Source organism: Anaerobacillus sp. 1_MG-2023, assembly GCF_030547345.1.
Taxonomy (GTDB): Bacteria; Bacillota; Bacilli; order Bacillales; family Guptibacillaceae; genus Guptibacillus; species Guptibacillus hwajinpoensis_B.
In genome coordinates this window covers 72,942-96,362 of record NZ_JAUORD010000012.1, presented here as the reverse complement: position 1 = coordinate 96,362, position 23,421 = coordinate 72,942, and the positions used below count along the sequence as shown (strand labels likewise).

Here is a 23,421-nt window from a genome sequence, read left to right as displayed (position 1 = left end):
ACTTTTGGTCTTTAAGAAAATTTTCCTTTTTTATGACTTAAATAATCTATTAAAGAGAAATTTCTCTATAAAATACTTGATATTGAAGTAGTGAAGTCTTAAACTAAACGTAGTTAAACAATTCTGAAAGGTGGCTAGATGGAGTATGAACCCCGATTTAAATCAAATTACTGATTTTACGATGGATTTTTTTAATCTTAAAGGAAAAGTTGCAATTATCACTGGAGGCAATTCAGGTATAGGGCAGGGGTTTGCACTTGCATTAGCGAAAGCTGGTGCCGACATCTTTGCTGTTAGTATGGCAGAAGATGACGACCAGACGAAGAAGCTGATTGAAGCAGAAGGTGTTCGTTATCATTTAATGCTTGGCAATTTGACAGAAGACGGTTTTTGTAAAGCGATTGTTGATGAATGTTTAGTAGTTTTTGGACAAATCGATATTCTTATTAATAACGCTGGGATTAACATCAATGAGCCTGACGTTACAAAGTTTACGAGATTACATTGGGATAAAATGGTGTCGGTTAACTTGGATGCGCCGTTTGAACTGTCACATGAAGTAGCGAAGCAATTGATTCCACAACAAAGTGGAAAAATCATTAACACGTGTTCTCTGTTTTCGTACCTTGGGGGTCAATGGTCTCCGGCCTATGCTGCTACGAAACATGGTTTAGCAGGCTTCACAAAAGCGTATTGCGATGAACTTGCTCAATACAATATTCAAGTAAACGGCATTGCGCCGGGTTATTTTGCAACAGACGTAACGAAGGCGACAAGAGAGAATGTAGAAAGCAACCAGCGTATACTCGATCACATTCCGGCAAATCGTTGGGGGAACATTCAGGATCTCATGGGAGCGGTTGTTTTCTTGGCATCTGACGCTTCTAACTATGTAAATGGAACGTTACTTAATGTCGATGGTGGCTATCTCGTACGATAAATTCTATTAAACTATCATAATAAAAAAGGAGAATCAATTATGAAAAACCTATTAGAAGAATTAAAAGCTCAACTTTCTGAGGATCAAATCGTAACAAATGAAGAGGCGCTCTACGACGCATCAGCCGATCGCTATAAGAAATACGCAAAAACGAAAAATGTACTTGATGTTCCAGCACCACTTGCGATCGTGTTCCCTCATTCAACGGAAGAAGTTAAAACGCTTCTCATGTTCTGTAATGAAAATAACATTAATGTGATCCCGAGAAGTGGGAAAACAGGCACTGAGGGTGGACTTGAGAACTGGAAAGAAACGACGCTTGTCATTGATGGTTCTAAAATGAATGAAATTATTAAAATGGATACGTACAACATGCAGGCTACGGTTCAGTCTGGCGTGAAGCTTCAAACGCTTGAAGATGAGCTACGTAAATTAGGCTATACGACCGGTCACTCACCGCAGTCCAAGCCAGTTGCTCAATATGGTGGCCTTGTTTCAACAAGAAGTATTGGTCAGCTTTCCACTTTGTATGGTGCGATTGAAGATATGGTTGTTGGTCTTGAGTGTGTATTCCCAGAAGGACAAGTTTCAAGGATTAAGAACGTCCCTAGACGTTCTGGTGGCCCGGATATTCGCCACATCGCAATTGGGAACGAAGGTGCACTTTGCTATATCACAGAAGTAACAGTGAAAATCTTTAAGCACAATCCAGAGAATAATGCGTTCCACGGCTACTTGATTAAAGATGTTGAAACTGGGATCAAAGTGCTACGTGAAGTCATGGTGAATGGTTACCGTCCATCTGTTGCGCGCGTTTATTCTGAAGAAGATGCAAGACAGCATTTTAAACATTTTTATAATGATAAGTGCGTTTTGATTTTCATGGCGGAAGGTCCAAAAGGAATCGTAGAAGCAACTAATGCAGGTATTGAAGAAGCGGTTGAAAAGTTCCAGTCGGGTATTGTTGAAAAAGTAGATTCGTCGCTAATTGAAAACTGGTTCAATAACTTGAACTGGGATGAAAGCCGCATTGAGCGCGAAATTCAGGATATGATTGATCACAATACTCATGATGGATTTACAACAGAAGTGTCGGCTGACTGGGAAAGTATCCCGAAACTTTATAACAATGTTATCGAACGGATTAAAAATGAGTTTGATCGTGCAGATGAGCTAACGATGCTTGGCGGTCACTCTTCTCATAGCTACTTGAACGGAACAAATATGTATTTTGTTTACAACTACACAATTAATTGTGCACCAGAAGATGAAATGCGCATTTATCACCACCCGATTCACCAAATCATTATTGAAGAAACGTTGAAGCTTGGCGGCTCTATGTGTCACCACCATGGAATTGGGAAGTATCGTTCTGAATGGACAAAAGAAGAGCACGGTTCTGCCTATTATATGCTTGAGAAGTTAAAAGAAGCGTTTGATCCAAAAGGCATCATGAATCACGGTACGATTTTCCCTCAACCTAGCGAAGTGAAAAAGTATATTAGAGGCTAGGAGGGAAATCATGGCGAATCGATACATCATGGGGATTGATAATGGATCACAAAGTACAAAAGTAGTGATCTTTGACCTAGAAGGAAATGAAGTCGCTTATGGTTCACAGGCGTTAAGGGAAACCTTAACACCTGAACCAGGCGTCGTCATTCACCCAGACGATGACTTATGGGATAGTGTGTATTACGGTGTGAAAAACTGTTTAGCGAATTTCGACGGTAATCCGAAAGAAATCGAAGCAATCGGATTATGTACGATCCGATGCTGTCGCGTTTTACTAAATGAAGACGGTGATTTAGCCCATCCAGCGATTAGCTGGATGGATGATAGATTATCAAAACCGTATGAGCACAAAGACGATCGCGTACAGTATGTGACAACAACTTCTGGCTATTTAGGATTACAGCTGACGGGAGAATACAACGATACGGCTGGTAATCAGGAAGTATTTTGGCCGATTGACCGTGAAACGTTAGATTGGTCGACGGATGACGCCGTAATTGAAGCGAACGGCTTACGAAGAGATATGCTGTTTAACCTTGTGAAACCAGGTGAAAAGCTCGGTTCCATTCGTAATGAGCTTGCAAAGGAATTTGGTTTAAGCGAAGGCATTCCAGTCGTTGCTACTTCGAACGATAAAGCGGTGGAAGTGCTGGGATCAGGTATTCAGAACGACAGTTCAATCATGATTTCATTGGGTACTTTTATTTCTTCCATGTTATTAAGAGACAACTATTATGAGGACGCGAAAAACTTTTTTCCAACCTTTGCATCCATTCCTTTTAAATACGTCTATGAATCTAACGGTATTCGACGTGGATTATGGACGGTTAGCTGGTTTAAGAAGTTAATCGGTGAAGAGCTTGTAACGGAAGCAGAAAAGTTAGGGATCTCGGAAGAAGAGTTCTTGAATCGTAAGGCGGAAGAAGTTCCTGTTGGTAGTGAAGGGTTGATTACGATCCTAGATTGGTTAGCTTCACCTGATAAGCCTTATCGAAAAGGGTTAATGCTAGGCTTCGATCAACGACATTCTAGGTACCACATTTATCGTTCGATCCTGGAAGCGATTGCATTTAATATTAAAAACAACATTGATAAGATGTTAGATGAAATTGATGTTGAGTTGAACGAGGTTGTCGTCATTGGCGGCGGTTCAAAGAGCGATGTGATCATGCAGATTATCGCTGATTTGTTTGGTTTACCTGTTCACCGACGCATGGGAAGTAGTAGCGCGTGTCTAGGTGCCGCGATTAGTGCAACGAAGCATTTAAGAGTGTATGATACGTTCCCAGAGGCGATCGAGCAAATGGTAAAAACGGAAAAAACGTTCACTCCAGTGCAGAGTCATTATGAATTCTACAACAAGTTGAACGAAACAGTTGTGAAAAACGTTAGAAAGCATACGGATGAAATATTAAAGCTTTCTTATCCGATTTTTAATTAAGCCTTCTTAGGGAATCATGTTATGGTAGACCTATTGTAAATTGTGACATGAGCGTTTCAATTAGGAGAAAAGCAATCGTTATTTTCTAATAGGAAATGACGGTTGCTTGTTTTCGCTGCGCGAGTCAGGAGCAAAGTGAAAGGACTGGAAGAAGTATGATCAAATTAGATACGAATCATTTAACGAAATTAGAAGAAGAAGTTCACGGCAAATTATCGGATGTTGTTGCTACAAACGATAAGTTAAAAATAATTGATGCTGCTGAGCTATGTGACGTTTCTCCTTCTAAAGTGTCAAAACTCGTACGTAAATTAGGCTTCGATAACTTTAAGCAGTACAAGCTTTACTTTAGCGGGCAGCAAATCAACCTTGAAAAACAAAAAAAATCAAACGAAATTGAGCGACTAATGCAGTTTTTGGAAAACTTCGATCCTGAACTTATTGATGATTTTGTTTCTGTTTTTCAAAAGTATAAGAAGGTGATCATCTACGGTCTTGGCCCATCTTTTATTAGTGCAGAGTACTTTGCGTACAAGCTGACAGTTGTCACAAATAAAAATATCACCGTAACACAAAGTGAAGACTTTGCAAGCCGACTGGCAGATGAAGACACGTTACTGATCGTTCTTTCCGTTACAGGGAAATTCTCATCGTTTGAAAATTTATTTACAGAAACAAAGCAAAACGGTGCAGATATCATGCTGATTCTAGAAGAGTATGTGAACACGTTAAACTCGATGGCGGATTATATTTTCTATTTATCGAAGTTTAATCAGGATAACAACCTGCTTCCTTTTGAAAAAACGAGAACGGTGTTTTTTATTTTTATTGAAGAAGTGATTGCGAGGATTAGTGGGGGAGGCGAAAGGTGAACACGGTATTAGAAAAGCGTCTTACTTCATAGGGGAATGAGGTGAGACGCTTTTTGTGTACAAGTTAAGCAGAAGGAGTATCTTCATAAGTAATCGTTAGACTCTGAACCTTTAGATCATCTGCCTGTCTGTCTAAAGATTTGACAGCCTGTTCAGACTGGTTTTCTAAAGCTGTTAGCAGAGTGCGGTTTGTCATTGTATAACGCTCGGTTTCCTCTACCATTGCTTTAACAATTTCGCCTTGCTGATCTTCGCTAATGATAATAGTCCGTACCAAATTTAGAAACTGTTCGTCGATATGATGAATGTCGTCAATGGCATCCTGAAGCTGTTTTTGCTTATGTAATAGACTTGTGGATTCAAGAATTCGTTCTCTTACTGTTAATGAATGTAGTTCTTTCAAGAAAAACCCTCCTTAGGCAACTCATTAAATGAGTGAAAAAAGCGTAGAAACTCGGTCATCTTCGTGAAACAAATCTTCAATAGCTTTTCGATACTTTTCGATATAGTCATACCCCTTAGTTACTTGTTTACGAAGAGCAGACAGCTCATAGTCGAAATCAACACCTTGAAGAGGAGGAATAGATTCGTGAACAGAGATATGACGAATGGTTTTACTTAATCGACTGAAATAGATGTGCTTTCGAAGATACATGCTATAATGAGCTGGATTTTGCTCAATATCATTTACTTTCGTAAAAACTTGATGCTTTTGTTTTAAGTATTCTTCCTCGATCTCTCTATTCACAGCGAGCTCAAACCTTCGGATTGCCTCTTCTTTTTCCTGAATAACCGTTTTTCCATCCCGATACATGCGGAGAGACGCGGATATATTCACCAAAATGGTCTCACCATTCTGACTTGTGGAGTAAACCATATCTGTACCCTGATAGGATTTATTACCAGACCTAATGGCCTCAAGCATTTCAGCTATGCTATGACTGGATACGATCGTATCCATAAGTTTCTTGTATTCTTCTTTATTTAAAGTCTCAAGCTGCGAGAGAATCTGCGTGTAATTATGATAAAGTCTGGAAGCCAAAATTGCATCTCCAGCGATAGGCGGTGGTTGGGGAATCACTGAATCGAAGCGAATCTGATCCATTTTCCAAATAATATCCTCAATGTCTTGTAAATCTTTCTTTACTTTCTCAAAGACATGCACAAGCTCGGTTTTTTGGTCAGTTGTAATATAGTTGGCTTCTACTAACTTTCCGAAAATGGTGTCGGCGTTTTGAGTAATGACCTGAACATTATCGAGAAGGTCAGGAACTTTTTCGTTCATGCTTTCGACCATATCACTAAATTTTGATTGGTCGAGCAGATATGTGCCAGAAATATTTGCGATTGGGTTGCCGTTTAATAGTTCAGGATCGAAACCTACCAAATCCTTAATCACTTGATCATTTCCATCTTTTTTAGAGGCAACCGTAAAATTAATGGCAAGCTGCTGAAAGTCTTCAATAACATGGTCAGGAATTTCATCAACCAATTCACGAATGCCTTTATAAGTTGGGTTTGTATCGATCATGTCTACTTCCCCAAGAGTAACAAATCCTCTTACACCACTTGCCCCATATAACGGATCATCATAGGAGATGGTTTGATGAACCCTTTTTGCTTTTTGGCTGTAGTAATCTTTGGTGAAGGCTTCGAGGGCTTTGGGGTCTATAGTGTAGATAGCATTTCGGTTATCAGGCGAAATGGAAAATGTTTTTGCAAGTTCTCTTTGGAAATTAGTATCAGCCTCAAATAACTGATAGTAATTAGTTTGTGCACCATTTACACTATAGACTTCATCAAATGTGTTGTATAAAAGTAGAGCAGTTGTATTATTGTTATGTGCTAGTGAATGAGAAAGTCCGATTATCGGGACAGTATTGTCTTTCTCCGAAATTTGAAATTCATTTTTTACATCTTTAACAAATTCATTTGTCATCTGCGCTTGTGAATAATCTTTACCAGCAAACATAGCTTTAATGTTATAAGTCCAATCGTCATTTCCTTGGGAGCCCTGTGAAATAACATATATTTCATTGATATCATTTTCTTTTGATTTAAAATGAATTGCTGTACCGTCATAACCTGAAGTATCTCCTTCAAGTCTGACAGACTCCGATGAGTGGAAGATATCTATGTTAGCAGGAAGAACTTCCCCGAATTCTTCAAGATAAATTTGTTGTACTTCTTGAATGAACTCTTTATGGGAAAGATTGCTATACTCCAATTCTGTTATTCTTAGACGAAACTCGCGAGAATTTGATAGTTGAATCGTCATAAGTTTACTCACTTTCCGTAATGAATTTAATGGATTCTAGCCAATGATAGATAGTGGTTTTGTAATCTTTCTTAACTTGATTACAGTGACTGTCGGCATTACCCTTACTACACTCTGAAAGTGTTGTCACTTCAATAGCTCCATTATTTTCTGTGTTCTGAACCATGGCGACTACTCCAAAGTAACCATCTTCATCTTCATAAAAAGCTCTTTGTATAGTGCGTCCATCAAGTTTTTTTTCTTGAAATTGAAGAGGGAGGTCAAAATTTTCTTCAAGCGTTTGCAAGCTAGACTCCATAAATTCAGCTTTCATAAATTGATAGTATTTAATATTGATTCTGGTACTGACATTATTATCTTTTAGACCAATACTATATTTTTCAGTACCGTCTTGTACATAATATCCTCTTTCATCTATAACGCCCTCTTGAGGAAAATTCATACTATAAGCACCAGTTTCAGAAAGAAAAGGATAAAATCCTTCTTCTGTTTCGTTAATTGATTGAATGAACCCCTTAGTAAATTCATCTTCAAATGCTTTTACATTCGGCAGTTTCTCTGTATCTACTTTCTCTGGATCCGTTGTTTGATTTTCTTCACTCATTTGACAGCCTCCTAAAAATATAGATAAAACCATGAGTAGACTAATAATTAATCTCATTGTGATCCTCCAGCTTCATATGGTTGTTATAGGGCTCTTATTAAAAGATACAATAGATATCCTTTTCTTGGAATGTAACTGAGAGATTTTTTTGTTTGGTCAGCGAAGTAGAGACATTAGTACTAGTTGTGCTATGTTTGATTTATTGTCGTTTTGATGAATGGATTTTTTCTGTTAAGTGTTTTTTCTCCTATTGCTTTCTGTACAATCAGGAGTATTTGCTTAGACTAATGAGAGAACTCTTAGAGTAGAGAGGTTAGTTGGTTTGGCGATAACCTCCCCATTATTATAGTGAGATGCCTGTTAACGTTCGCGGTGTTTTGATTTGTGGTTAATTGGATGTTTCGTGTGTTTCTTGATTAATAAAATGAATGCTTTCAATCCAGTTAGTGAAGGAATTTTTTTTGCTTTTTATCACTTCTTCACAATTTGATAGGTCCACTTTACATTCTGAAGTGTAAGTTACCTCAACAGCCCCGTATCTTTTAGTATTTTGGACTAGGGCCACGTATCCATAATAACCCTTATCAGTCTCGAAGTAAGCTGTACTTATTGTACGATCATCCAATTCCCTTGTTTCAAAATTAAGTGGGGATTTTGAATTTTTTATTAGCGTTTCAATTCTTGATTCTCTCAATTCTTTCTTCATAAATTCAAGGTATTTTATAGATATTTCAGAATCAGTATTTTTACCTTCTACACCAACAAGGAAACTTTCAGAGCCTTTTTGTATGGAATATCCCATCTCACCTATTACTCCTCCGGAAGGGAAGTCCATTGTGTAGTGGTTGGTATTTGATCGAAAAAGATAGTATCCCTCCCTTGTCTCTTTAATGGATTGTAAGAAACCTCTCGTAAACTCATCTTTAAAAGCTCTTACTTTAGGTAGTTCTTTAGGATCAACTTTTTCAGGATCAGTTGTTTTGATCTCATTACTTATTTGACAACCTGTTATAAGAAAAGAGAGAAGAATGATTAGAGTAATTGGTTGTTTCATTGATACCTCCAAGTTAAAGGTTATATGTCTCTTCTATTAAAAGATACAATAGATTTACTTTTATTGGAATGAATAGTGCTAATCCTACTTTTATTTTATTTATACGAGAGGAGTAATTAGTGAAAAACTTTCTTTTTCTCTTCAGGATTCTTAGTCTGTTATTCATAAGTGAGTGTGCCAATAAAGAAAGCAGCACCATAAAAGATAGAGTAGAAGAAAAATACTTTCTCTCTGTTCAAGAATATACAGGGGAAGGTTATACGCTTGCGAAAGGTGAAAGAAACGGTGAGATTGCGGAAGAACATAGCGAAGAGGTTGATCGGGCAGTAAAGCAGTATTTTAAGAGAAACTATCATACCAAAGTAAAGGTACATAGCATCGTGGGAGCAGTAGACGGTGCAATTGTTTTTGTCGAATCGGTGGGCAAACCACATTTCTACTCCTATGCAATTATCTCTGTCGATCAGCAATCAGAGACAGTAGATTCTACTGGGGTTTGGTCGCAAGAAGGTCAGGTTGGAGCTGCTATTAGTAGTGGATTATACACGTGGATCTATGAAGATGAATTTCAGAAACTTGATCAGTATTTAGATGGAAAAGTGAAAGAGTATCCTGTAGTAGGTATCTCTGAAGAAGCTAACCAAAATGGTGTGGGTAATTATCATACAACCCCTTATTATAAAGTAGTCATTTACGGTGGTGTTGTGCAAGAAAAACTTTTGAACGAGTATCTTGAAAATTCGGATCTCCCAAAAGATGAATGGGTCAATATGTTAGAAGGGGAATCAATCAATCCGGCTATGGTTAGTGTTCTTATTCAACTGTATATGGAGGAACCTGGTGTTGAACCAAACAAGGAAATATTCGATCAAATCGTGAGTGATTTATCCGATATGGACGGACTACCGATTGGAAAGTATAGTTTTTTACTGCATGATAATACAGTTGATAAAACGAATGGACAGAATAATAAGGAAAACACCCTGGAAAGAAAAGCTCCGGATTATATAATAAAGAGGTAAAAGTGTTTTTATTGATCAATTGTATATTTTAACAAATATCTTAAAAGCGGCTAGTTTATGAGTTTGTCATAAAGCTAGCCGCTTTTTTTCTCTCCAATAATTTACTCAAAACAACATCATTTAGAGTTATCTGGTTCATTTTTTAACTTGTTCTTCCACGCTTCAAACCCATCCCGTTCGACCGATAATTTCTCCATAATCGTTTGCCAAGCATCGACTTGTTCAGGCTTTAGTTCTTGGAAAATGGAAGTGAGGTGCTGTTTTTGTGTGTTGCTCAGCTTTTCCTCTAAATGTTCGCCTTTATCCGTTAGAAACAGCTGTTTAACACGGCGGTCGTGTTCCGCTTCTGATGTTGTGACAAGTTCTTTTTCGATTAAAGTTTTCATTGGTCGATGAAGCGCCTGTTTGCTTACTTCTAACAGTGATAATAATTCATTCACACTAAGTCCAGGAAAACGTGCAATGAAAAAAAGAATGCGGTGGTGCACGCGTTGGATGCCGTACTCTTCAATCATAATATCTGGTTCTTCTGTGAACGTTTTGTAGGCGAAGTAAAACATGGCTAGCACTTCGTTCATTTGTTCGTTCGTTTTTTCCTCCATCACTACCCCCTGAAGCATTGAACATATCGCATTAGTTGTAGTTCTTAGTATACCACTGCGCTCATTTCGTCACCAATAAAGAGTCAACAAGTTTGACCTATATCATTCTGTTTGATACCCTCTTATTGAGTCAACATAGTTGACATTATTAAAGGAGTGTTCAATGATGCAACAAACATATACAGTAGGAAATTATTTATTAGATCGTTTATCTGAATTAGGGATTCGCCATATGTTTGGCGTACCCGGAGATTATAATCTTGCGTTTCTTGATACGATTCTTGAGGATGGAAAAATGGAGTGGATTGGGAATGCTAATGAGCTGAATGCAGCTTATGCTGCGGATGGGTATGCAAGAATGAATGGTGCGGGTGCACTTGTTACAACGTTTGGCGTTGGAGAACTCAGTGCAGTGAACGGAATTGCTGGCGCATATGCTGAACGCGTGCCGGTGGTAAAAATAACAGGCACACCAACAACGGCTGTGATGAAAAATGGATCGCTTGTTCACCATACGCTTGGTGATGGGAAGTTCGATCGCTTTGCGAGAATGTATGAAGAAGTAACGGTGGCGCAAACGACGTTAACGGAAGAAAATGCGGCACAGGAAATCGACCGCGTCCTGCAAACATGCTGGATGGAAAAGCGTCCGGTACATATTAATCTTCCAATTGATGTGTACAATAAGCCGGTTAACAGACCAGCTTCACCATTGCCTTTATCGTTTGAAGGAAATGAGGAAGTGCTGGATGAAATGGTGCGTGAGATTACGAGAGAAGCAAATGAAGCGACTCAGCCAGTCATTTTAGCTGATTATGAAGTGGACCGTTTCGGAGCACGTGAAGCATTGCTTCGTTTTGCAGAAAAAACAGGTTACCCTGTTGCGACATTAAGCATGGGAAAAGGAGTCTTCCCAGAATCTCATCCTCAATTCATTGGGGTTTATAATGGTGAACTGAGCTCTCCGGAGGTACAAAAACGAGTAGACGAAGCCGATGTTATTTTTCAGATTGGTGTAAAGCTTAGCGACTCGATTACGGGTGGTTTCTCTCATCAATTTACGGAAGAAAAGGTTGTCGAGATTAATCCTTATGGCGTGAAGCGGAAGGAAGCAAAATACGCTCCTATTTCAATGATTCAGGCGATGGATGAACTAGCTGCTCGTCTGGATCGATATGAGGGAGAAGCGGAGCCAACGCGATTTGCAGAGGAGGAGGTTTCTTCAAGTTCAAATGAAATCACGCAGAAGTGGTTTTATGAGCGAATGGCTAAATTCTTGAAGAAAAACGATGTCCTTCTAGCTGAGCAAGGAACGTCTTTCTTCGGTGCAGCGACGATGTCTCTACCTGAGGGAGCGCGTTTTATCGGTCAACCGCTCTGGGGTTCAATTGGTTATACATTGCCCGCTTTACTTGGCTCACAGCTCGCAGACACTGAGCGACGAAATCTTTTGTTTATCGGGGATGGCTCATTCCAGCTAACAGCACAGGAACTATCGACGATCATGCGTCATCGTTTAAAGCCAATCATTTTCCTTATTAATAATGATGGTTATACGGTTGAACGCGCGATTCATGGACCTGAGCAAGTTTATAACGATATTGCGACTTGGGATTATCAAAAACTTCCGCATGCATTTGGATCGGAGGAGCACTTCACGACGTTTAAAGCAGAGACGGAGGAAGAGCTTGATCAGGTGCTCGCTAGTGCTAATGCAGAAGATGAGAAGCTTTGCTTTATCGAAGTTGTCATGCATCGTGACGATACGCCTGAGCTGCTTTCAAAGTTAACGAAGAAGTTTGCGGCGCAGAATAATTGATTCGCTTTTGTAACGAGTATCGCTTAATTATTGAATGTGTTTTTCTTACATGAAAGTTTATAGTATTTTATAGTGTTAAGAAAAAGGGCTTCTTCATAAACTATTATGAATGAAGCCCTTTTTCTATCATTTTCAATATAGTGTATCTAACTGTTGTAATCGTTATCATGAGTTGTTAAAAATAATATTCTCTGAAAGATTGTAGAGCTCTTGCGCTCAATGAAGAAATTCCAATTGTTAAGAGAAGATACTTAAATTTATGGCGAAAATAGGTGTATTATTTATGCCAACGACTTTCCTTATACGTTTCAGCTTTCTTAAAATAAGATCTTACAGAATGATACCCAATGCTATAAAATCCTTTGTCAGGCATCCAAACTCGATAAGCATTTAAGCTATTGTTGTACTCATCCGTCCGATTTTTTGGAACGGTATATGCTTCATCATATTCCAGGTTTTCAAATTCCTGAATAGGAAGGTAGTAAAGAGCGGATTCAATGGTCCCTTTTTCAACTAACTCTTTTAAAGCTAAGCCAGCTGCCGCATGATCTCGATGCGGATCTTCGTAGGATAAGGTGTGGTGGCTTGCTGATGGATACCGATTATCCATTTCTAACATGATAGTGGTTACATCTTCTTTTTTTATTTCACCATCTGGAAGATCATAAACAAAAACATTCTCAACCTCAATCTCTAACTCTTTAGCAGATCTTCTAAATTCCATTACTCGTGAGTCGCCGAATTCTTCTACTGTAATGGGAGTTTCCTTATTTTCAATTAACATCTTATTAATGCCTTCTAGTGATTGACTGGCTTCTCCGTGCGATAGTAATACAACAGCTACTGTGTTTCCTTTATCAAGTTGTCGAAGGATAGATGGACCAAGGCTTAAAACCTCATCATCGGCGTGAGGAGCATAAAAGACAGAAGTCTCTGAATCACCTTCCATCACACTACAAGCACTAATAGGACTGATAAATAATAACAGTAAAGACAGGTAGATAACTCTCATCTGAACCCCCAATTGGAAAATTGTCACTTTTCAATTCTATCAAAGTTTTTTTGGCTAGTGTATACTTTCATAGTAGGAGAAATAAGAATGTGTTTGAAAGGAAACTGGTATGGCTAAAGCTCAAAAAATCAAAAAGAAAAGAATCTATTCCCTTGACATGTTGAGAGGGATTATTGTTGTTTTATCTGTTTTTTTAAGCACGATCCCCATCGGCAGTATCGAGTATGAAATTCTTCGTCATGCTGAATGGTATGGGGTAACCATTATTGATGTGATTCTGCCTACTTTCATCACGATTTTCGGTGCAAGTATGGCCATTGCATATCAGCGCGGAGTAAAGTGGGAGAAGATCCTAAAACGAACAGTTCGTCTTATAGTATATGGCATTATTTTTACGATTGTTGTAACGTGGAGCCTTGATTTTGCTACATTACGATGGACTGGTGTTTTACAGATGTTTGCACTTTTGGGGATCATAACTGTCATTATTACATATTTTGTGAAGTCTCCGCTTAAACTTATGTTGATTGCTTTTTTGATTTCTTCGATCTATGGCGGAGGACTTCTTACGATTGGACAATCGTGTGAAGATCAAATTCCTCAGCCAGACTGTAATCCATCCGGTATTATCGATAGTGCCGTGTTTGGAGAAAATCACATTTATCATCAAGGGGAACGAGGATATGATCCTGAAGGGTTAGTCACGAGTTTTTCAGCCTTATCGAATGTCCTATTCGGCTTTGCTATTGGAAAATTAATCATTTCAAGAAAAGAAACAGGAGCATGGAAAGAACTATTAGGGATTGGTTTGCTTGTTATTGCTTTATCTCTAATCTGGCATCAATTTCTCCCATACAATAAGAGGTTATGGACGCCTGCTTTTGCTATGCTTGCTGCTGGACTAACTTCTACTATGTTATCAATCTTGTATCTCCTTTTTGATAAAGGAAAGGTAGATGCTAAAGAGACGTTTATGAAGCCAATCGTTTGGTATTTAGAAGCCTTTGGAAGAAATAGTTTTTTAATTTATTTTGGGAAATTTATGCTGGCTTCTTTCTTAATACACCTTACCATGAAGGATGACGGAGTGAGCAAATCATTGTTTAGTGTTCTTTATGACGATGTTGCTTCTCTTGTTCCACACCCACAACTAGCCTACGCTTTGCTTAATTTGCTGTTCTGGACTGCTGTCGCTATTGGCTGTCACAAAAAGAAATGGTATTTGAAAGTGTAAGAAATATGAATAGACGTTAGTGAATTTTTAGTATAGTCACCTTATTTGAGAGTTCGGACCATTGTTATTTTGGTTCGAACTTTACTTTTATGAGCGATTAAAACTGTTATATGTAAATGTAACCATCTATTAGTCAAATTAAATATTTCCCATCCTTCGACAGAACCTCTCATGGTTTCAGGTTTCTAGTGCCTATATAATAGAGTGGTGTTTATGACACTATTTGGGAAAAATGGGGGATGGTTGAATGAGGAAAGTGGTATTTTATCTAGTTGCTAGTCTTCTAGTATTAAGCGGATTAACGTTGCCGGGAAAAGCTTATGCAGCTAGTGATAGTCATAATGAGTGGAAGAATGAAATTAAGAAACTGGAACAGGACAAAGGAACTGCTTTTTCGAAAGAAGATTTAAAGAAAATTGAATCACAGGTAAAAGACAAGCTAACGAGTGATCCTAACAAGGTGAAAACACTAACGGATTATTGGGAGAATGAACCGAATGATACGTTGGATCGAGCGAATCTGTTAAATCTCGATGATACGGTGTATGGCACGTTTGAATGGGATGATATTGACGTCTATCAAATTGAAGTAAAAAATCCGATAGAATTGGTTGTTTCAGGCGCTTCACAGCGTGGGATTGACCTCGGTTTTCTTCTTGTCGATGGAAATGGGGACGGGTTAACTCCAGATGCTTATGAGATTTACGACGGCGTTCAAGTTCAACTATATGTGATTCCAGAAGGAACTTATTATATAGGAGCTCTTGATTTAAATGGCGGTGGTTCAGATAGCATGTATGCTTTATCTGCCATGAATATGGAGTATATTGATCGCATCTCAGGCGACGATCGATATGAAACAGCGATCGAGATTGCTAGAGCAGGGTGGCCAAATGGAGCAGATAATGTGGTTCTTGCTACCGGTTCTACTTTTCCAGATGCACTAGCAGGGGCTCCTCTAGCATTCCAAATGGATGCACCGATCCTTCTAACTCCAAAAGCCAAGCTTGATAAGCGCGTAAGGAATTTAATGAAAGATTTCGGCGTGAAGAAGGTTACGATTCTTGGTGGACCGAATGCTATATCGTCAGCGGTAGAAAATGAATTAAAAAAAGATATGAAGTTAACCGTTAATCGAATTCAAGGAGAGAATCGATACGAAACGGCAGCGGCGATCGCAGATACGCTTCTACCAAATCGAACGGCAGTCGTAGTTGATGGTGGGAACTTCCCTGATGCTCTTTCCATGGCTCCATATGCAGCTATGTACGGTCACCCAATCTTTCTAACGGATACAAATGAATTATCAAAAGCAACAAAGGATGCTATGTCGGGTTATATGAAAACGTACGTGATTGGCGGCCCGAATGCAATTAGTGAGAAAGTGAAAAAACAACTTCCATCGCCAACAAGGATACAAGGAAATGATCGTTATGAAACATCAATAGCTGTTACGAAGAAGCTGAAGCTACCAACATACGGCGTCTTTGTAGCGACGGGTGAAGAATTTGCTGATGCTTTGACTGGGTCTGTATTAGCAGCTAAGTTTGGTGCACCTACGATTCTAACTAAGAAAAATCAACTACCAGAGTCTACTTATAAATTCTTCAAAGAAGAGCAAACGACTGATTATATTATTTTAGGTGGAACAAGTGCTGTTGGACCTGGTGTAGAGAATGATATTCTTTCGTTGGATTGATGGTTGAATGGTGCCTGTCACCGCCCGAATTATGAAAAGTTATGTCGAAATATAGGATGATTCATGAACTTCTCCTTCCCAAAATACACTAACAGTATAGCCTGTTGCATAATTGGGAGGAGATTCAATGGCGATCCACACAGTAATAATGGGGGATAATCTATGGCGCATTTCCATGACCTACGGTGTCCCAATCTCCACTTTAAAGACGGTGAACGGCCTTGTTTCTGATCGGCTTGTCCCTGGATTAAATTTGTATATCCCAGATCAGGAGTTACCTGAGCGATATTATCAAATTAAAGAGGGAGATACGTTTTGGAACCTTTCTCAAAAATATAAAACATCCGTTCAAACGATCGTTGCGGCTAATCCTACGATTAATCCGACAACGATTCCAATCGGAGCAAGAATTCGAATTCCTACTATGCAGAAATATCCTATGGAAACCCTCGTCTTCTTTGATGCAATAGAAGGCTCTCCTTACTTAGAAACGTTGAATGAAATAGCCGATTCTATAACCTATTTAGCTATCTTCACTTACTCATTCACGGCTGAAGGCGAGCTGATTACAATCGATGATGATCTAATCTTGCGGCAAGCGAAACAGTTGAACATTAAGCCGTTACTTGTCATCAGTAATTATGACGTGCAAATGTTTAGTGCGGAGTTAGCTGCTACGGTTCTTCAAAATAAAGAAAGAAGAGAAACGCTCGTTCGAAATCTCGTTGCGAAAGTAAAAGAGAAAGGGTATGCAGGGATTAGTATTGATTTCGAATTCGTTCCACCTGAGAGAAGAAATGATTTTACCTCCTTTTTAAAAGAGTTAAAGAAAGAGCTTGGTAATCTAACGCTCCAGCTCAATGCGCATGCTAAAAGCAGCGACATACCTACAAACCGTTTAGTCGGTTTTCTTGACTACAGGGCGGTTGGTGAGGTTGTGGACATTGTTTCCATTATGACGATTGACTACGGATACGCGATTGGTCCAGCTGACCCAATCTCACCTGTGTGGTGGATCGAACAGGTATTAACTTACGCCACTGGGGAGATCGATGCTCGTAAAGTGATGATGGCGATGAGCCTGTATGGATATGATTGGACTGTGCCGATTAAGTCTAAACCAGCTCAAATGATTTCTGCGCAAATAGCCCAGAATCGAGCAGTCAATGCGTGGATTCCCATTCAATACAACCAAACCGCACAGGCGCCAAACTACCGCTACACCTTTGCAAATACGTCGCACTCAGTTTGGTATGAAGATATCCAGAGCGTCACAGCCAAATACAAACAAATGCAAGTTTATGGTTTGCTTGGTACGACTTACTGGAGGCTTCGCTTTTCGTTTCCGCAGAACTGGGCGTATGTGAAGAAGAATATGCTTGTGCGAAAATAAAAGAGGTATTCAAAATTGTATCATTCGTTCTTTGAAGAGCTGATCAATTGGTTAAAAGAATATAAGTCCTTGAAAACAATATGTCAACTCAAGAACCCCAGGAACCTCAGAACTTCCTGCGGTTCTTTTTTTGTGTTGCATATCTTTAACTAGATAAAATTTGAAATTATTTCTGGTCGTAAACTGCTAAAGATGGTATATTTTTGAACCGATAACGAAAAGTAAGTCGTCTATCATACAGGTGAATCCAGGGGGGAGCTAGTTGGGGGAGAAAAAAACAGACAATGAGTGTGAGAGAAATGAAATCGTTAGGGAGCTGATTGATGACTTTGCCGAGCAGATCAAGCGGCTGGCTTATACATATGTGAAAAATTGGGCGGTAGCGGATGATATTACACAGGAAGTGTTTATTTCTTGTTTTAAAAACATAGGGCATTTCAGGGGAGAAAGCAGCTATAAAACTTGGTTGTTTAAAATTACAGTCAATCGATGTAAAGATTATTTGAAGAGTAAGTGGTTCAGGTCGATGGTTCCTTTTCGCGGGGATGAAAAGGTGGAGGTGGCGGCTGGTCTTGACGCCGGTCTTATTCAGAAAAGTGAGGAAGAGAATATTTCTCTGAAGGTACTAGATCTCCCGGTGAAATATCGAGAAGTGATCATTTTATTTTACTATGAGGATTTAAGTATTCAAGAAATTTTTAACCTCACTGGTATCAAGGTAGAGACAATCAAAACAAGGTTAAGACGAGCGAAATTACAACTTCGTGATATGTATGAAGGGGTTGAGTAAATGCATGAAAAGCTAACAAACCTTCGAAGGAAAATGAACAGAACGGTATTGAAAAAGGGAGAATTAAGCGGAACTGATAAGGAGCGGATTTATCATGCAGTCATTCATTCAAACAAGCCGAAGCGAAAGATTAGAAGATTCGTGCCTGCCTTTTCTTTAGTTGGTTGTTTGATACTTTTACTTATTTTCGGTTCTTACGGATTTACTACTTATATTGCAACGGAACAAAGTCTAGAACAGAAAGACACAGAGCAACATCTTTCTGTAGGTAATCATGAATCAGAAAATAAAGTAGTGGACGATCAGACTGAATTTGATCAAAGAATTTTTGAAAATGATCACTACCAACAAATTTATGATTACTTAAAAGAATGGGAACTCCCAGAAGAAAATCGATTATCAGGGGAAGATACGGAGTCTCCTTTGAGTGTGAAATATAAGAATGGATATAGTTTTACAAAAGACACTGGTTATATTTCAAGTATTGATTGGGGAGACAGAGATCCTGAAATCGACGATCGTCCCCTTCCTACAGAAAATCAATATATGGGAGTGGTTATGGGATATATAAATGAAAAGGCTTCTGATATGGAGGTAGAACTTTTCCCTCCTATCACGACACGGGTTTATGATGAATCTAATAATCTAGTAACGTATGTAAATCCAGATGGAATTCATGCTATTCATGATCGGGTTATCATGTTAATGGAACGATTAGAATTAGCCATGCAATATTCTAATGAGCTGCCAGCATTAAAAAAAGAGATTGAAAAAATACATGAAAAAGCAGAAACACTGGCAAATGAATCTTCTTCTGTTGAAGATGATAGCCTGGGTAGAGCAGAAGAACTCAATCAGCAGCATGCGAAGATAGTTGACAGTCTAGTGCGATTATCAGGGGTTATCGATCGAGCGAGAGAAGATAAAATAGAATAGTGATTTAATTTAAGGAGTTGCCATGAAAATGCCATCAATAAAAGTACTACTTATTTCCATAATATCCGCCATCCTTCTCACGATCGGACTTGCATACTGGTTTATATCAGATATTAATACAAATTTAGCCGAAGAAAAAGGACAGCCAGAAGCTTCTGAAGAGAAGTCCAAGGAAGAGATTGATCCAGACCGCTACATCGATGACGATGGGGATTCAACTGAGGATAACGAAATTCCAAGCGAGAATCGTTTTATGAATATCCTCCATGGTATGACGCACCAAAAAGTTTATGCCGATGATAAGTGGACGCTAGTTGAAATGACGGATGATCGTATCGAAGAAATGCTAGGCACACTCGATCAAGTAAAAGATCAGGGCACATATGAGCATTATGATTTATACTACACCGCATTAACAGAATGGAAAAACGGGAATTTTGAAAATGCTGTAGACGTTCAGAATCAAATTTGGAGTATGAATAGCGGTACGGTAGGAAGAGCAACACGGTTATTAAGCGCTGAAGAAGAGAGCGCATTTGTTGAAGAACATTATTAAAAAGTAAGATTTAGCTAATATTAGTAGAATGATAAGTTATGAAAACTATAGTAAAAGATGTGAGATAAATGATGAAACTAGAAGTTTCCGAAACAGAAAAGTCCGTTTTTCTTGATGGATTAAGGTTGAGGTACAACAAGGAAAGCGGAGCAATTCACCTGAAGGTACTTGGAGCGAAGGAACTTCATTATGTAAAAAAAAGGTTCAGATCTGTATGAGCCGTTTCTTCAATAGGTTAAGAGGGGTTCAAAAGGCGATTAAATAATGGTGCGGCAGCTAATCAAACGTTTGTTTAGCTGCCGCCGTTTTATTTTGGTGATGAAACTTGTGGTGAAATCACTAAGTGACTTCAAGTCATTTGTCTTTAGTGGCCTTTCTATTTATTCACATCCATTTAATTACCAGTTCGTGATAAAATAAGAACAAAAAAGAGGTGCTCTCATGAATACAAAGAGAGACAGTGGGATTAAAGTGGCCGCCTTCTTAGTGGGGTGGATGATTCTTATTTTTGGAGTAATCACTGGCATCATTGTGTGGAATGTATCTCAATCCTGGTTTGATGGTGTGAACGTTATTGGGAGTAGCTTATTCTTTGGAGTTATTCTGCTTGGACTGTCTCAGATCATGACTTACCAGGAGCAACAGCTAAGTGAAACAGAAGAACTAAAACGTATGATAAAAGATCGGCGAGAATAAAGAAGGTTAGTTCATATATGAGTGCTAAGGGGTAAAAGGAGTAAGTCGGTTCTACATAAATGGAGGTTAAGGATACGCTGAATTCACAAATTCATTATCTCTTTTCTGTTACTCTTCCCATTAAATTTTTCTTCAAAATAATAAAAAACTTGACCCTCCAGTTACTGGAGGGTTTATGATTGTTCTGTTATAAGATATTGAGGGGAGAGCAATTATGAAACAAGAAGAATTAACAGCGACCTCAAGCGGCTCAAAGAAATCCATTTATTTCTTTATTTTTATACTTGGTGCTCTTAGTGCGTTTGGTCCTTTAACAATTGATATGTATTTACCTGCACTTCCTACGTTGGCTGATGATTTGCAAACCAATGCGTCTATGGCACAGCTAAGTTTAACAGCTTGTTTAATTGGTTTAGCGTTAGGGCAAATCGTGGTTGGACCATTTAGTGATATACAGGGAAGGCGTAAGCCACTCATCATTTCACTAACTATTTATACGATCGCGTCGTTACTTTGTCTGTTTGTGACGTCGATCTGGCCATTCATTGCCCTTCGTTTACTTCAGGGACTTTCCGGTGCAGCCGGAATGGTGATTTCGAGAGCGAGTCTACGTGATAAGTTCTCAGGAACAGAGATGACAAAGTACTTTGCCCTACTTATGCTTGTGAATGGAATTGCACCAATAGCTGCGCCAGTTGCAGGCGGACAGCTTCTCCAATTTTTATCATGGCGTGGTGTTTTTGGCGTATTAACTGTGATCGGCGCCATTATGTTTTTTGCTGTTCTATTTGGATTAAAAGAAACACTGCCTGTTAGTAAGCGGAAAACAGGAGGGTTCAAAGAGGTTCTTCAGACGTACGGACTTCTTTTTAAAGATAAAATCTTTTTAGGTTATGTGCTCGTTCAAGGGTTTGTGATGAGTGCGATGTTTGCGTACATCTCAGGTTCCACATTCGTGCTTCAAGAAGTGTATGGACTTTCTGCTCAAATGTTTAGTCTAGTTTTTGCGTTGAACGGCGTTGGGCTAATCATCGCGACACAAATCACAGGAAGGCTCGCCGGAAAAGTAGGAGAGAGTCGCCTACTTGTTTACGGTTTATCGCAAGCTATGATCAGCAGTCTTTTATTGCTAATGGTGATCGCAATGGATGCACCTGTTATCTATGTTTGCATTCTTTTGTTTTTCACCGTCTCAAGTGTAGGTGTGGTGAATACATCCGTCTTTTCACTAGCACTTGAAAATCAAGCAGAGCATGCTGGAAGTGCTTCTGCATTACTTGGTTTGTTACCATTTCTTCTCGGTGCTATTGTTGCCCCAATAGTAGGATTAGGGGAAGGTGGTTTATCAATGGCTCTTGTGATTGCAACATGTGAACTGATTGCGGTAGGAGCATACGTCTTTCTTGTTAAACGGAACAAGAAAGTGTATCTTGTTGCGAAAGAAGCGAGTTGATGGAATGGGTTAAGACTGCTGGTGCCTGTCACTCCCCGTTATTTGTCGAATGCTATTCTTGCTCTTTCGAGAATATTATTTAGTGCGGATGAAGGATTTGTAAGGATCATGTCAGCTCTATTAATCTTTTGTAAAGAATAGCCATTACCCCTCCACAGTAAGAGTCACATCCTTATAATAGAGGTATCAAGTCAAACCACAACGGGATGTGAGCTCATGCAGAGAACGAATCAAGGTCAAAGCGAAGTCATTTTTCTAAGTGCGATTACTTGCTTGTTTCTAATTCTAATTCATGTTTTGGAAATGTTTTTCTTTGGAGAAAGACAGTCTTTAAATGAAATTAGTTCTACTACCTATCAACTCAGTCATTTTGGAATCGCGATGTTTGCGGTGATCGTTGGCTTATATCTATTTAAACAATCGCGGAAGAAAGAGAAGCGATTAGGTGCTTTTGAAGTTTCTAAGGTTACTCTTCTATTCGTTCTCTGGAGCCTTTTCTATCTTGTTCTTGCAAAAGTAGCCATGAACGTAGAGATGTTTACCGGTTGGAAAGATTCTATTCTTACTTTTGCCATGGGGGATTCATTTTATCACTTGTCTTTTATTTCAGTTATTCTACAATTTCTTTTATTTCTCCCTTTACTGAAGCTTGTTCAAACTAAGGCTGGTTGGTCGATTCTATTAGTTGTTACTGGAATGATTCATTACTATTTCGTATCTCCATTCTTAACTGAAGGTAATGCATTTCTGGCACAAGACGGATTGCTTTTGAAATGGCTCTTCTTCTTTGTTCTTGGAGGTTACTTAGCTCGGCACTGGGATTCTGTACAGAACTTTCTAGAGAAATTCAATCGATTCGGACTTGTACCATTGATTGGATTAATTGTTTTCGAGGTTACCTACTATTTGATGTATGGCTCTATCTATCAGGCAGAATGGTTTCTTATGATAACGGTGCCTGTGATAGCGGTATCCTTGTTGGGGATTTATCAGTCAGTTAGAAAAGTGGTGCTGTTGGATATTTTCTTGCACTCCATTGGGGAAAACACAATAGGACTCTACTTTATCTTCCCATTCATTATTTTCGCGTATTCAAGTATTTTGCCAGATGCGGTATGGCAGAAAGAATATTTTGTACTTGTCTTCACCTTAGTGCTTGGAACCTCGGTTTTCATTAGTAAGCTAGTAAGGTTAATTGTCATCAACATCGAGGGGATAAAAGGCCCTGTTGTTAAAACAAAAATGCTGAATCAACAGGAACTTGGAATTAATTAAACGTTTGATTAATACATTCGAATGAACGTAAAGCACCCATCATATTTAAGTGATGGGTTTTTTTGTGTATCATTACCTCTGTTAGAATTAGTGTGAAAAGAATCGGATCTCAATCTCCGAGAATAGACGCATGCATGACTAATTGACTAGTTTTTAGTCAGATATGCTTGAAAACGAATCTATAAATGGTAATATTAACGTTATGTGTTGGTTATCATTGGTTTTCAATG

21 protein-coding genes are annotated in these 23,421 nt (G+C 38.8%); 15 read left to right on the top strand and 6 right to left on the bottom strand.

The window, feature by feature from the left end; translation table 11 throughout:
• Nucleotides 1-145 precede the first annotated feature (145 nt).
• The 4 genes from Q4550_RS18060 to Q4550_RS18045 all read left to right on the top strand — a co-directional run bounded on the left by Q4550_RS18060 (nucleotide 146) and on the right by Q4550_RS18045 (nucleotide 4,768).
• Nucleotides 146-940, top strand: a complete 795-nt coding sequence (locus Q4550_RS18060) for an SDR family NAD(P)-dependent oxidoreductase (protein ID WP_303535059.1) — start codon at nucleotides 146-148, stop codon at nucleotides 938-940.
• Nucleotides 941-979: 39 nt separating this feature from the next.
• Entirely contained in the window at nucleotides 980-2,452 is a 1,473-nt protein-coding gene (locus Q4550_RS18055) for an FAD-binding oxidoreductase (RefSeq protein ID WP_303535058.1), read from the top strand.
• Nucleotides 2,453-2,462: 10 nt separating this feature from the next.
• A complete protein-coding gene (locus Q4550_RS18050; RefSeq protein WP_303535057.1) occupies nucleotides 2,463-3,896 on the top strand; it encodes an FGGY-family carbohydrate kinase in 1,434 nt (477 codons plus the stop codon).
• Between the two features lie 155 nt (nucleotides 3,897-4,051).
• Complete coding sequence (locus Q4550_RS18045) at nucleotides 4,052-4,768, top strand: MurR/RpiR family transcriptional regulator (protein ID WP_303535055.1); 717 nt, start codon at nucleotides 4,052-4,054, stop codon at nucleotides 4,766-4,768.
• 64 nt (nucleotides 4,769-4,832) lie between these two features.
• Here Q4550_RS18045 and Q4550_RS18040 read toward each other — a convergent pair whose 3' ends face one another.
• The 4 genes from Q4550_RS18040 to Q4550_RS18025 all read right to left on the bottom strand — a co-directional run bounded on the left by Q4550_RS18040 (nucleotide 4,833) and on the right by Q4550_RS18025 (nucleotide 8,704).
• Complete coding sequence (locus tag Q4550_RS18040) at nucleotides 4,833-5,171, bottom strand: hypothetical protein (RefSeq protein WP_194218542.1); 339 nt, start codon at nucleotides 5,169-5,171, stop codon at nucleotides 4,833-4,835.
• Nucleotides 5,172-5,195: 24 nt separating this feature from the next.
• The gene (locus Q4550_RS18035; RefSeq protein WP_303535054.1) at nucleotides 5,196-7,046 is read right to left on the bottom strand and encodes a DUF6792 domain-containing protein; all 1,851 of its coding nucleotides are present in this window, start codon (nucleotides 7,044-7,046) and stop codon (nucleotides 5,196-5,198) included.
• A gap of 4 nt (nucleotides 7,047-7,050) precedes the next feature.
• Nucleotides 7,051-7,650, bottom strand: coding sequence for a hypothetical protein (locus tag Q4550_RS18030; RefSeq protein ID WP_194218544.1), 600 nt, complete (start codon nucleotides 7,648-7,650; stop codon nucleotides 7,051-7,053).
• Nucleotides 7,651-8,038: 388 nt separating this feature from the next.
• On the bottom strand, nucleotides 8,039-8,704 hold the full coding sequence (locus Q4550_RS18025; RefSeq protein ID WP_303535052.1) for a hypothetical protein: 666 nt from the start codon (nucleotides 8,702-8,704) through the stop codon (nucleotides 8,039-8,041).
• Between the two features lie 119 nt (nucleotides 8,705-8,823).
• On the opposite strand from Q4550_RS18025, the gene Q4550_RS18020 reads away from it, so the two are divergent.
• The gene (locus Q4550_RS18020) at nucleotides 8,824-9,726 is read left to right on the top strand and encodes a DUF1672 family protein (protein WP_303535051.1); all 903 of its coding nucleotides are present in this window, start codon (nucleotides 8,824-8,826) and stop codon (nucleotides 9,724-9,726) included.
• Between the two features lie 116 nt (nucleotides 9,727-9,842).
• Here Q4550_RS18020 and Q4550_RS18015 read toward each other — a convergent pair whose 3' ends face one another.
• On the bottom strand, nucleotides 9,843-10,328 hold the full coding sequence (locus Q4550_RS18015) for a MarR family winged helix-turn-helix transcriptional regulator (protein ID WP_303535049.1): 486 nt from the start codon (nucleotides 10,326-10,328) through the stop codon (nucleotides 9,843-9,845).
• A gap of 166 nt (nucleotides 10,329-10,494) precedes the next feature.
• On the opposite strand from Q4550_RS18015, the gene Q4550_RS18010 reads away from it, so the two are divergent.
• Nucleotides 10,495-12,147, top strand: a complete 1,653-nt coding sequence (locus Q4550_RS18010; RefSeq protein WP_303535047.1) for an alpha-keto acid decarboxylase family protein — start codon at nucleotides 10,495-10,497, stop codon at nucleotides 12,145-12,147.
• Nucleotides 12,148-12,424: 277 nt separating this feature from the next.
• On the opposite strand, the gene Q4550_RS18005 is transcribed toward Q4550_RS18010, so the two are convergent.
• Complete coding sequence (locus tag Q4550_RS18005; RefSeq protein ID WP_303535046.1) at nucleotides 12,425-13,159, bottom strand: PIG-L family deacetylase; 735 nt, start codon at nucleotides 13,157-13,159, stop codon at nucleotides 12,425-12,427.
• Between the two features lie 109 nt (nucleotides 13,160-13,268).
• On the opposite strand from Q4550_RS18005, the gene Q4550_RS18000 reads away from it, so the two are divergent.
• From Q4550_RS18000 to Q4550_RS17960, 9 genes are all read left to right on the top strand, one after another.
• A complete protein-coding gene (locus Q4550_RS18000) occupies nucleotides 13,269-14,393 on the top strand; it encodes an acyltransferase family protein (RefSeq protein WP_303535045.1) in 1,125 nt (374 codons plus the stop codon).
• Between the two features lie 247 nt (nucleotides 14,394-14,640).
• Nucleotides 14,641-16,092 carry a cell wall-binding repeat-containing protein gene (locus Q4550_RS17995; protein WP_303535044.1) on the top strand — a complete coding sequence of 484 codons (1,452 nt, stop codon included), beginning with the start codon at nucleotides 14,641-14,643 and terminating at the stop codon, nucleotides 16,090-16,092.
• Nucleotides 16,093-16,219: 127 nt separating this feature from the next.
• The gene (locus Q4550_RS17990) at nucleotides 16,220-17,485 is read left to right on the top strand and encodes a LysM peptidoglycan-binding domain-containing protein (RefSeq protein WP_303535043.1); all 1,266 of its coding nucleotides are present in this window, start codon (nucleotides 16,220-16,222) and stop codon (nucleotides 17,483-17,485) included.
• Nucleotides 17,486-17,747: 262 nt separating this feature from the next.
• On the top strand, nucleotides 17,748-18,275 hold the full coding sequence (locus Q4550_RS17985) for a sigma-70 family RNA polymerase sigma factor (protein ID WP_303535042.1): 528 nt from the start codon (nucleotides 17,748-17,750) through the stop codon (nucleotides 18,273-18,275).
• Entirely contained in the window at nucleotides 18,276-19,211 is a 936-nt protein-coding gene (locus tag Q4550_RS17980; protein ID WP_303535041.1) for a hypothetical protein, read from the top strand. It abuts the gene before it with no gap.
• 28 nt (nucleotides 19,212-19,239) lie between these two features.
• The gene (locus Q4550_RS17975) at nucleotides 19,240-19,767 is read left to right on the top strand and encodes a DUF6241 domain-containing protein (RefSeq protein WP_303535040.1); all 528 of its coding nucleotides are present in this window, start codon (nucleotides 19,240-19,242) and stop codon (nucleotides 19,765-19,767) included.
• A gap of 441 nt (nucleotides 19,768-20,208) precedes the next feature.
• Nucleotides 20,209-20,463, top strand: a complete 255-nt coding sequence (locus Q4550_RS17970) for a hypothetical protein (RefSeq protein WP_303535039.1) — start codon at nucleotides 20,209-20,211, stop codon at nucleotides 20,461-20,463.
• A 214-nt stretch (nucleotides 20,464-20,677) separates the two neighbouring features.
• Nucleotides 20,678-21,916, top strand: coding sequence for a multidrug effflux MFS transporter (locus Q4550_RS17965; RefSeq protein ID WP_303535038.1), 1,239 nt, complete (start codon nucleotides 20,678-20,680; stop codon nucleotides 21,914-21,916).
• 216 nt (nucleotides 21,917-22,132) lie between these two features.
• The gene (locus tag Q4550_RS17960; RefSeq protein WP_303535037.1) at nucleotides 22,133-23,191 is read left to right on the top strand and encodes an acyltransferase family protein; all 1,059 of its coding nucleotides are present in this window, start codon (nucleotides 22,133-22,135) and stop codon (nucleotides 23,189-23,191) included.
• The last annotated feature ends 230 nt before the right edge of the window (nucleotides 23,192-23,421 follow it).